Raw genomic sequence first — 11,096 nt, 5'->3', positions numbered from 1 at the left:
TCCAATTTTTTCATTTTTGTTTAATTAGAAAAAATCAGAAGATCACGGATATCTAGCAATATAAGTTTCCCAACGCTTCATACTTCCCCCTTATCTTTTGATAAATAAAAAGCCGAGAATAACAAAAATCGTTATTCTCGGCTTTTTAGCTGCCATATTATTGGAAAATAGTATAAGTCGTCCCAACCACAAATCCATTTGTCTTTTTAATTCATATGAATTTGGGTTTCAAACATTTGACCCACATCAGCTCACTATTCCTCGCTGTGTTAGGGTATAAAAATAGCCCCGGCACTTTGATTAAAAATGTCGAGGTCCATGGATTATCTATTTATTTAATTATGCTATACTCTTCCATAATACATAGTATATGGTACTACTTATCTAAAGTCAGTATCAACAGATATGTATTAAGTATGCAATTAGTCTGCTAATAACTATAGACATATATTTTTTGTTTTAAGTAAAAAGCCTCTACTGGGATAATCCTTTTCATATAACAATTTTATAGTAGAGCCATAACTTTACATTGTTATTTAAATTAATAATATCCTTTGCCATTATCTTTTAGAAATATCTTTTACTTCTAAATTTCCAGATCCATTAGAAAAGTAAATAACTAAATTATCACTGTTGTAAGAAACCTCAAAAAAATATACTTTTTCTTTTATTTTTTCAACATTTTCTCCATTCAAATCCATACATCTGCAGATAAACAAAATTTAACTCCTAATTTTTGAACGTTCAAGGTGCTAGTTTTATATTAATTAGAAATCGTCATTTGTAATGCTAGCCATATTTTACATCAATTTAAAATTATTTTATAATACTTAACTTCTTTAATAGCATGTACACTTTCTTCACATAAATCAACGTTCTTGTATTAATTATATCAATTTTATTTCACTGTGCTGCACTTTGTAATGAACTATATATTTTAATGTCATGAACTAAGATTTTAATGCTGTAGTTACTTCTATTTATATTAATGAAGATTCTAAATATCAAAATTTTATAAAATTTAAATGGTATATAGAACAATAAAGTGCAAGTTTCCTCCCGATTCATCCTATTACATCAAGGAAAAAAGCTGAGAACAAGACAATTATTCTCAGCTTTTCGAAATAATCATGTATAAAACCTTGTATACGGTCCCATTTCTAAATCTTTTTCCTAATTATTTAATCAGTTAATCTAATGCCTTGCCCTTGTGGATTTCATTTCCAGATACTATACCTATCAAAAATTTATTTCTAATTAATAAGAATATCAGAAATACAGGTATTAAATATAAACATGAAGTAGCAAAAAAAGCACCTAAATTCTCATTTACTATTTGGGATAAATATATTGACAATGGATTTAAATCTGGGTTTTTAAATAGGACTAACCCTTGCTCTATTATATTCCAATATTCTGTAAATATTAACACTATCAATATAACTATAGTTGGCTTTACATTTGGTAAGACTATATATTTAAATACTTGAAAACGGGATGCTCCATTATTTTGTGCTGCTTCAATACACTCCTTTGGAAAGCCCTTTAACTGTAACCGTATGATGAATACACCTATTGGGTTAAAAATAGCAGGAAGGATTATTGCCCAATGAGTATCAACAAGCCCTAGCCAATCTGCAACAAGATAATTAGGTACTAAAAGAACTTGAAGAGGCATTAGCATTATCAGTATATACATAAAGAATAATGCTTCTTTATACTTCCATTTGCTATATTCAAAGCCATATGCTGCCAATGGTGAAATAATACACTGCCCTATTAAAATAGGCACAACGATTCGTATGGAATTTAGGTATGCTTTCAAGTAATGAGGGTTGTTAAATACATCTAGATAGCCACTGATAGTAGCGCTGTTTGGAAAAAATCCTATATTAACAAAGTGCATATTCCCTACTGTTAAATCCATTGTATTGTACTCTATAATCTCCTTAGTATATCTACTAACAATCTCTATGTCTCCCATAAATGAATTGGAGATTGTAAAGATTAAAGGAAGTAAAAAAAGCAATACCATTATGCTTGTAAAGCTATTAGTAAAATAACTAGATGTTTTGCTATATGTATTTTTATGATTTCCTTCAAAATTTAACATATTAAAAGTATCGGAATATCGTTTTTGCAATAGAAACATTAAGGATATAAACAATCCAATGATAATAAACAGCAGATAGGATGCCGTCGTTAATTTTTGTAGGTTTAATCTAAAAAAGTGATTGTTCATATAATGCTGTAATAGATATATATTTTCATCTGGATAATTGCCAAAGAGTAAGTAAATCTCTTTGAAAATCTTAAAGGAATTAACAACCAATAATAGTATTGAGATAAATATAATTGGTGTGAGATACACTAAGGTGATTCTATAAAATCTCTGAAATCTATTTATTCCTTCTATATCTGCTATTTCATAATATTCTTTAGGAATTTGGTTAAGTCCTACATACAATATTAAACTTGTAACTCCAACATTCTTCCAGATAAATATAATAACAGCAATAGCCATAACCCAGTTGCTATTGTACCAGTTAACCATAGGGATATTTAAGGAATAAAGAATTTTATTGGCAAATCCATTTACATCAAAAATACATTTCCAAAAATATATACTAGTGCCTGATGGAATAACAAAGGGTATTATTGATATTAAAAATATAAGTTTTTTACCTTTTTTTAATTTCCTTACTTGTAATGCAAAAAATAAAGCTAAAATAAAGCACAATGGAACAGCAATAGCTATAAAAATGCTTTGATTTGTTAAACCTCTTTGAAACATGGGATTTTTTAATGTGTCTGAGAAATTTTTTAAACCTATAAACTTTTTCTCTCCCATATTATTTAATAGGGCATAATAAAAAGACAATATAAAAGGGATACCATAAAAAAATAATATCCCACATAAACTAGGTAATATATATGGTAATAGACTATCTTTTTTCATATGTTTTATTTTCATATACTTTCCCTTTCATCTATATAATTCTATTCATTCAGATAAGTAAAGACCTTGTTTTGAATAATCTTTGCTGTCTCTTCAGCTGTTGCTAAATCATAATAGTAATAGTTATCTAGTTCTTCTCTCAACAAATCTGTTAATTCAAGATTTCCAACTAATACATTTCTCTCTTGATTCCATTCATGTATTTGATTTAAAGTATCTTCAAACATTTTTTCCTTCTCTTCCTCATTTTTAAATTTCCAATTGCCTTCAAGACCTCTTTCTTCATACCACTTAACCTCGGATTCAAAACTATGTCTGAAATATGTATAAAAGTTCTCAATATTTATTGGAATATTCCCTAGAAACATGAAGGAATATTTTTCTTCATCTTCTTCACTTTCAAATGCAGGTAATTCTTTAGCAGATGCACAATATTTTAAAAACTCCCATGCAAGTTCTTTATTTTTACTATTATTAGAAATAGCATATGTTGAGAGTAAATTGCTAAATGGTGCCTTTCCCTTGCTGCTTAAAAATGGTATAGGATTTATTGTGTTTTCAAATTCAACCATCATGTTTTTCATATCTATATTACTTGTTGTAAATTTAGAAAACATGAAATCCTCTATTAAAAAATCTTCATTCCTCACTCCTACACGAGTAAAATCCCACTCCATAGTTTCTGGATGATAAACTGTATTCAGCTTTTTTGTAAACTTTAAATGCTGTAAGAATTCATCACTATCAAAACTGGCATCTCCAGTTTCAATATCAAAAAAATCAACAGATTCATAGTCGAAAAATGAACTTTTTGTAACACCAGGCATAAGATAAAATTTATCTGGTGAAGGGTGAGTTTTTTTCACTTTTTCATATATATCAAGCATTTCAGTATAGTTTATATTTTTATAGTTTTCATAGTCTAGCCCTATGTTTTCTGCTAAAGGCTTACTAATATATACCATATCATAATTAAATGATAATGGCATGGCATATAATCCGTCCTCAAATTCCATAGCTTCAAAAATATTAGTGTAATAGTCAGATTTATCAAAGTCAGGATCATTGTTCATATAGTCATATATATTGACTAGTAGCCCACTTTGAGCTTTATGGTTGATATCTAAACCACTTAAATCTATTAAATCACTGGCTGTACCACTTAATAAGTCTATAGCAATTCGATACATATATGAAACCTTATTGTCGTCTGGTCTTTCTACTATAATCTCCACGTTAGGATGCATGTCCATAAATTCCTCTGCAAATATATCGATATATCCATCAAAAACAGTAGATACAGTTAGTTTCCCACTTAATTCTTTGTTATCTTCTGTTGTTGGTAGATTATTACTTTCTAATGCTGGAAGGATATTGTCTAAATTTTCATTATTTGAACATCCCGATAACATAATTGCCACCATAAAGATTACAATGATCTTCTCAATTATTTTATATTTCAATTTAGCCATGGCTCCCTTCTTTTTATATTTATTTAAATGCTAATTTCCCTTCATCCTTTTCTAAAAGCTAGATAATTCTTAATTCTGTTTCATAATCAAATAAGTATGTCTTTTGTTTATCTATATAAAAAGAGATATAATCACCAATCTTAATATCATTATTTATATTGGTGGTTTTAACACAGCAGTTATCGCCATGTATATCAAAGTATATATAGGTATCTAAGCCCACTCTCTCTACCATTGTAACATATGCTTTAAATGTATTAAAATCCCAATCAGCACTAACTTCTATGCTCTCTGGTCTAAGACCAATCTTTATTCTTTTGTTTATATAATTATTAATTTTTAGTACATCTTGTTGAGTTTTAGGTATCTTTATGTATTTTGCACTGTCTTCATTATCTTCCCCAATAGATACTTTCAGCTGTATCTCCTCTTCATTCACCACAACGATACCATCCAATATATTCATTGACGGACTTCCTATGAATCTTGCTACAAATATATTATTGGGGTTTTCATAAACCTCTTGAGGTGTTCCAATCTGCTGTATCTTACCATCTTCCATTATTACAATTCTTGTCCCCATAGTCATAGCTTCTATTTGATCATGGGTAACATAGATAAAAGTTGCATCTAATTTACTATGAAGTTTAGATATCTCTATTCGCATTTGAGTTCTTAAGTTGGAATCTAAATTAGAAAGAGGCTCGTCCATTAGAAAGATTTTAGGTTTTCTAACTATAGCTCTACCTAATGCCACTCTTTGTTTTTGACCTCCTGATAAAGTACTCGGTTTTTTATTAAGCAGTGACTCTATTTCCAGTATCTCAGAAACTTCTTTAACCTTATTGTGAATCTCTTCCCTTGATAATTTGTTTATTTTTAATGGAAAAGATATATTTTCATATACTGTCAAATGAGGAAAAAGGGCATAGCTTTGGAACACCATTGCTATATCCCGATCCTTTGCAGCCATATGATTCATAAAAGAATCATTTATATATAGTTCCCCATCTGTAATAGTCTCAAGCCCTGCTATCATTCTTAATACTGTCGTTTTACCGCAACCAGATGGTCCAACAAGGACAATAAATTCTCCCTCTTCTATTTTAAGGTTAAAATCTTTAACAGCATGAAAACCATTGTCATAAATTTTATTAATTTGTTTTAGTTTTAAGTTTGCCATATTAAACAACACCTGTAATTATTTTTAAAATTCTAATTTTAATTGATAATTCGAGTTTTGCCTTGTATCTAGATCTAAAATTATTAAAGTTTAATACATTTACCAATCAAACATTTTTATAATTTTACTAAATATTACTTTCACATCATAAGTCGCAGTATAATCTATAATCTTGGAATCATTTGACATAGACAATTGATGCGGTACTAAATACATATCAAACAACTTTTTTTCAATATACTTTTCAAATTCTTCTACAGTAATAACCACTAATAAGACATCTATTATATTGCTGTTAATAATCAACGATATCATTTCATCAGTTGAAATATTGTACTGATTTTCCCATTCTCTTGAAAATTCTATTTTACTAATGTCATTCTTATCATCTAACAATGCACATAAATATCCTTCTTCTCTGAATAATTCCTTTAAATCATGCTGTATAGAATCCTTTAACTTACGATTAACTACTATTCCTATTATAGGTATGTCATTCATCAATGTCTCACAGGACTTTGGAATTATTTCTTTCAGAAATTCATAGTACCCCCTGCAATCAATGTGTTTTGATCTTTTTATTAATTCTTTTCTTATTTCTATCATATCCATCCCTTGCATCAAATAATGACATACCCTTGAAGCTATATACGGTACAGCAAAGCTATTTGTCATTTTTATGTTTTGATTTTCTAAGTATTGCAAGGGATGGTCAACAGGCAAAGAGGTAGTAATGTCAATTCCATCAAATGCACTATTGAAAAAATAATATTCTCCATTTTTCAATGAATATTGACTATCATATCTAACACCTAAAACATTATCTAAGGAAGCAGGATAAGTTACTTTATTAGTGTTGCTACATGACGCAACTAATATAATCCCCTTCAGATTAATAGTATCAATGATATTTCTCAGTTCAGATATATCAATCATTGACAAAATGCCCAAACTCATTGAAATTAGATGTATATCATTTCCAACACACCATTGCAAGGCAATATTAACATTTCTAACATTAATACTATCTTTTTCATTTGGTGAAATATTAATATCATAAATATTGCAGTCTGGTGCATATTTCACGAAAACACTAGCACATAATGTTCCATGCGATTCAGAATTTACAATTTTATCATTTGATTCTATAACACTATCTTCTTTGACAATATAATGAAAAAACTTATGACCTCTTTTGTAAGATATGTCATTTTCATTTATACCATCATCTATGAATGCTACCTTTAACATTCTCATATTCATCACCATTATATAATATATCCTGTTTTTATGCTACACTACTTCTGCTAAGGATGTTACCTTTACTACAGCATCTATCAGATTTGCTACCGTATGATTTTTGTACTCTTCAACTAATTCATTCAAATCAATATTGTATTCCTTCTCTAGCTCAATAAAAATATAGGCCAATTCACGACTAGACATATAAAATGGATTCATAAATATATTTGTATTTATTTGTTCTACTTCTCTACTACAAATTTTCTCTACTATTTCAATTACCTTTTTTTCTATATTTTTCTTACTATGCATATTATCTCTCCTTAAATTATATTTGAACTTTATTTTGAGACAATTGCTCCAATATATGCTCATACGTTTTTTCAACATTATGATTTCCCAATACATTGAACAAATTATAATGTATATCCTTCTGATTTTGTTCTTCTATATAATTTTCAGATGCCTTATTATTAACTGTTAAATATGTCAAATCTCCATACTTCTCTTGTGGATAAATAAGCCTTGTATTTGAAATATTATAATACTCAACGATACTATCCAATTTATACTTACACATTTGTATATCATTTTCAAAAAATCCATCAGTATAGTTATTGTTGTACAAACTTCTAATTGCTATATCTGGTTTAACAGCATTTGTTATCATATATGCAAACTTTCCAAAATCTTCAGGATGTTCTTCACTTACGGGTAAAACACCTCCAGGAACACCTATAATCATTAAGTCTGGTTTTTCATTTATTATTTTACTATATACCATATGGTTCAAAGTGATAATTATATCATCTATCCTCCTCTCTTCAAAAATGAAAGATGGTAATGGATCAAATCCAAATAAATTTGAATATTCTTTTGTCCCTAATTGTGACACAGAATATCCTTTACTTTTAAAAAAGCTTCTTAAGGATAATTGTATATCAAATTTATTACAATTTAGACCATCCCCTAGTACCATAATAACCGGTACATTAATTTGAAAGATTTCCCTAGTTTTTACTTTTAAGTTTATATTTCTATGATTATAAGGAGTAACTTGATCTGCAAATTTATATTCAATATTAGCTAATTCCTTATATAAATCTCGTGATAATAATACTCTTTTTTCTGATTTAGTAATCTCCTCAATTATTTCAATGTACCTCTCTATAGAAAAGTAATCTTTCTCAAAAGGAACATACACAATCTCACTTTCATTTAAAGACTTCTCAAAATCATCTGATAAATTATAGATAATCTTATTATCATCTAATTCAAGATGCTCTTTGATATAAATATTAGGATTAGTGTCAGTCACTAGTTGGACTTCCTCATTTTTTATTAGATTAATATTCCTCATTATTGGAGCAGTTTCTTTTCCAAACGGATATATCATGATTCTTCCCATCTTAAAACTCCTTCCTCAAAATTGTATCCATTCTCCCTTAAAAAACAAATATCTAAGAAATTTTCAATTACAGAATCTTTCAATTGATCACATCTAGATAATCTCATTTCAGGAGAAGGCCTGTCCTCTAACTTATCTGCATGTGCAGCACACTGCCCACAGAAAATAAAGCACCAACATTTCATACATTCTTCTTTTGTACAACTCCCAACATTGATTATCTCTTTAACTTTTTTGATGTTTATACCAGTATTTAAATTCCCCATATTCATTATTTTTGACTTTTCACTTATTCTTTCACATGGAAACATATTTCCCTCTACATCGACAAATAATCTATGTTTCCCTGGAACACAAGGACCTCCTGGATGATTAATCTCTGATACTTTTCCTACTTTCTTCATCATCCTATATTTTTCAGTAGCTGGACCACTCCACCTTGTGAAAAGATCTGAAGTTTTATCAAAGTTAAGCTTACCTATTAACCAAAGCATACATTTAAATGTTTCAAACCTTTCAACAGCACGATACTCATCAGGATAATAAATCTCTTCGTTACTATAAGCTGAAGAAACTGCTGTACTCATTACTCTAATATCTCTTATTAAATCATTAGTAGAAAAAAAATCTTTTATACTTTTTATATCAGCATCTGGAGAAAGAACAGAATTAATTAAGATTTTTGGAAAGTAATCTGGATGCTGGCGCTTTATGTTTTCTAAGTTTTTCATTATCACATCAAATGTACCTTTTCCATTAATAAATCTACGATTAGTATCCTGACATTCCTTATGCCCATCCAAACTAATAACTAAGCTAAAATTATTCTCTACTAAATAATTTGCTATTTCAGATGAAAGTAATGTTCCGTTCGTTGTTATAGTATAACTAAATTTCTTATCGGGATAATTTGATTTTATATATGAGATGACCTTCTTTATTAGCTCAAATTCTAATAATGGTTCCCCGCCATAAAAACCTACAGTACATTCAAAAGAATCATATGAATGTTTTACCAAATAATCAATTGCTTTTTTAGCCATTTCAAAGTCCATAATTTTATTGGAATGAGTTCTATTTTGGTAATTCCCAGAATAGACACAATAATTGCAACGCAAATTACAATTTTGTGTTATCTGTAAATATATTCGTGATAACATACTTTCTAAGTAGTATTCAACATTATCTGTATCAGGATGTTTTATTTCTTTAATATTAGATTCATTGCAAAAACCAGATTTTTGAAATGATTGTAAAATTATCTCATCCTCATTCTGTCCTTTTCCTTCTTCAATTCTACTTAATGACTCAAATTGTGATTTTTCAATTTCTAAAATAGAATTCATATTTCCATCATATACATAGTACTTATATGGAGATTTTATTGTTTTGTACATATACATATTCTCTTCCTCCCTTTAAGTTTTATATGATATTTATGAAGTAGCCTCACAAAACTCTTCATATGTAACGATACCGTCAACTGTGCCATTAGATATCTTTATAATCTTGTTCATTTCTCTTAATGTTTCTCTATTATGAGTAACTATGATTAAAATATTATGATTTGTTTTCATTTTAATTATCTTGTCAAATGTTTTTTTTGATTCTTCATCATAATTAGAAGTTGGCTCATCTAATATTAGAATATTTCCTTTCTTTAAATATGCCCTCAAAAGAGAAAGCTTTTGTTTTTCGCCTCCTGATAACTTATTACCATTAGTTCCTATCTTGACATTGCTTTCACGTCTTAAGCTCTGCAAAAAGCTTTCTATATTAAATTCTTTTAGCAAATCAATTATTTCTTGTTCACTGTAGTTGTTTTGAGGGTCTATATTTTCATATATACTTCGATTAAATAGTTTTGTATGTTGTGCAACAACTCTTACATTATCACGATAAGAGTCTATATCTATGTCTTTAAGATTAATTTCATCAATTAAAATACTGCCACTGCTGGGAGATGTGAAGCCTAATAATAAGTTGATAATTGATGTTTTCCCACTCCCATTTTCTCCCCATATTGCTACTTTCTCCCCTTTATTAATTGTAAATGAAATATTTTTCAAAATTGTCTTATTATCAACAACAAGACTAACATTTTCTACTGATATCTTCGAAGGTCTGTTAGGACAAGAAACCTTTTTGGTATCTGCTAATGTTTCTTCATCTAAGTTCAAAAATTCCATATACCGTAAATACGCTGGTATTATTTCTGCCGTTCTATATTTAACAAGAGTAATTAAACTTATTGTACTAATTAATGTTGTTGAATAAGATAAAAACGCAAAGAGTCCACCTAATGTAATCTCTCCCTTAATAACAAGTAAGGCTCCATACAGATATATCATTATGTTTACAATCAAGCCTATCGCATTGCTAATCATATTATTTATTTTATCATTATATATCGTAGTTCTTCTTGAACTTATTTCCTCATTTTGAACATCAATAAATGCATTTTTTGAATGAGTATATAAATTCCATAGCTTTATTATTTCTATATTAGCAAGCGCATCTCCAAGCCACTCATTTGACTTTTCGATTTTTATCATTAATTCTTTAAACAAAGTAGTCTTGCGTTTGGTGAAATAATTAGTAATATATATCTTTATTGGAACAGCAATTAGAAGAATAATACTTAACTTCCAACTTATAATAGATAATCCAACTAATCCGCCAACAAAGTTAAACATCCTTCCAAGTGGATAGGTTACACTAGATAGGACAGTTTTTCTCCGAACATGATATAATAAAACTAGGAGGAGAAAATCATGTCAAGAAAATATTATGAGGAAAATTTCAAGAAGCAATTAGTTAACATATATAACC

The 11,096-nt window shown here is 28.7% G+C and carries 9 protein-coding genes; all 9 read right to left on the bottom strand.

Annotated elements, in window-relative coordinates; genetic code table 11:
* Window positions 1-560 precede the first annotated feature (560 nt).
* The 9 genes from FYJ83_RS18590 to FYJ83_RS18550 all read right to left on the bottom strand — a co-directional run bounded on the left by FYJ83_RS18590 (window position 561) and on the right by FYJ83_RS18550 (window position 10,960).
* Complete coding sequence (locus FYJ83_RS18590; protein ID WP_195838064.1) at window positions 561-701, bottom strand: hypothetical protein; 141 nt, start codon at window positions 699-701, stop codon at window positions 561-563.
* Window positions 702-1,189: 488 nt separating this feature from the next.
* A complete protein-coding gene (locus FYJ83_RS18585; RefSeq protein ID WP_154442988.1) occupies window positions 1,190-2,974 on the bottom strand; it encodes an ABC transporter permease in 1,785 nt (594 codons plus the stop codon).
* Window positions 2,975-3,000: 26 nt separating this feature from the next.
* Window positions 3,001-4,431: an ABC transporter substrate-binding protein gene (locus tag FYJ83_RS18580; protein ID WP_154442987.1), complete on the bottom strand. Its 1,431-nt coding sequence runs from the start codon at window positions 4,429-4,431 to the stop codon at window positions 3,001-3,003.
* 58 nt (window positions 4,432-4,489) lie between these two features.
* Complete coding sequence (locus FYJ83_RS18575) at window positions 4,490-5,614, bottom strand: ABC transporter ATP-binding protein (RefSeq protein WP_154442986.1); 1,125 nt, start codon at window positions 5,612-5,614, stop codon at window positions 4,490-4,492.
* 99 nt (window positions 5,615-5,713) lie between these two features.
* Window positions 5,714-6,871, bottom strand: coding sequence for a S8 family serine peptidase (locus FYJ83_RS18570; RefSeq protein ID WP_195838063.1), 1,158 nt, complete (start codon window positions 6,869-6,871; stop codon window positions 5,714-5,716).
* Between the two features lie 36 nt (window positions 6,872-6,907).
* A complete protein-coding gene (locus tag FYJ83_RS18565; RefSeq protein ID WP_154442984.1) occupies window positions 6,908-7,168 on the bottom strand; it encodes a hypothetical protein in 261 nt (86 codons plus the stop codon).
* Between the two features lie 16 nt (window positions 7,169-7,184).
* On the bottom strand, window positions 7,185-8,264 hold the full coding sequence (locus FYJ83_RS18560) for a TIGR04066 family peptide maturation system protein (RefSeq protein ID WP_154442983.1): 1,080 nt from the start codon (window positions 8,262-8,264) through the stop codon (window positions 7,185-7,187).
* Window positions 8,249-9,667 (bottom strand): Cys-rich peptide radical SAM maturase CcpM, encoded by a 1,419-nt coding sequence (ccpM, locus tag FYJ83_RS18555; protein WP_154442982.1) that lies wholly within the window; start codon window positions 9,665-9,667, stop codon window positions 8,249-8,251. The genes FYJ83_RS18560 and ccpM overlap by 16 nt, the downstream gene beginning before the upstream one ends.
* Window positions 9,668-9,700: 33 nt before the next feature.
* Window positions 9,701-10,960 carry an ABC transporter ATP-binding protein gene (locus tag FYJ83_RS18550; protein WP_154442981.1) on the bottom strand — a complete coding sequence of 420 codons (1,260 nt, stop codon included), beginning with the start codon at window positions 10,958-10,960 and terminating at the stop codon, window positions 9,701-9,703.
* Window positions 10,961-11,096 lie beyond the last annotated feature (136 nt).

Source organism: Tissierella pigra (assembly GCF_009695605.1).
GTDB classification, from domain to species: domain Bacteria; phylum Bacillota; class Clostridia; order Tissierellales; family Tissierellaceae; genus Tissierella; species Tissierella pigra.
This window is presented reverse-complemented; position numbering and strand designations above follow the sequence as displayed.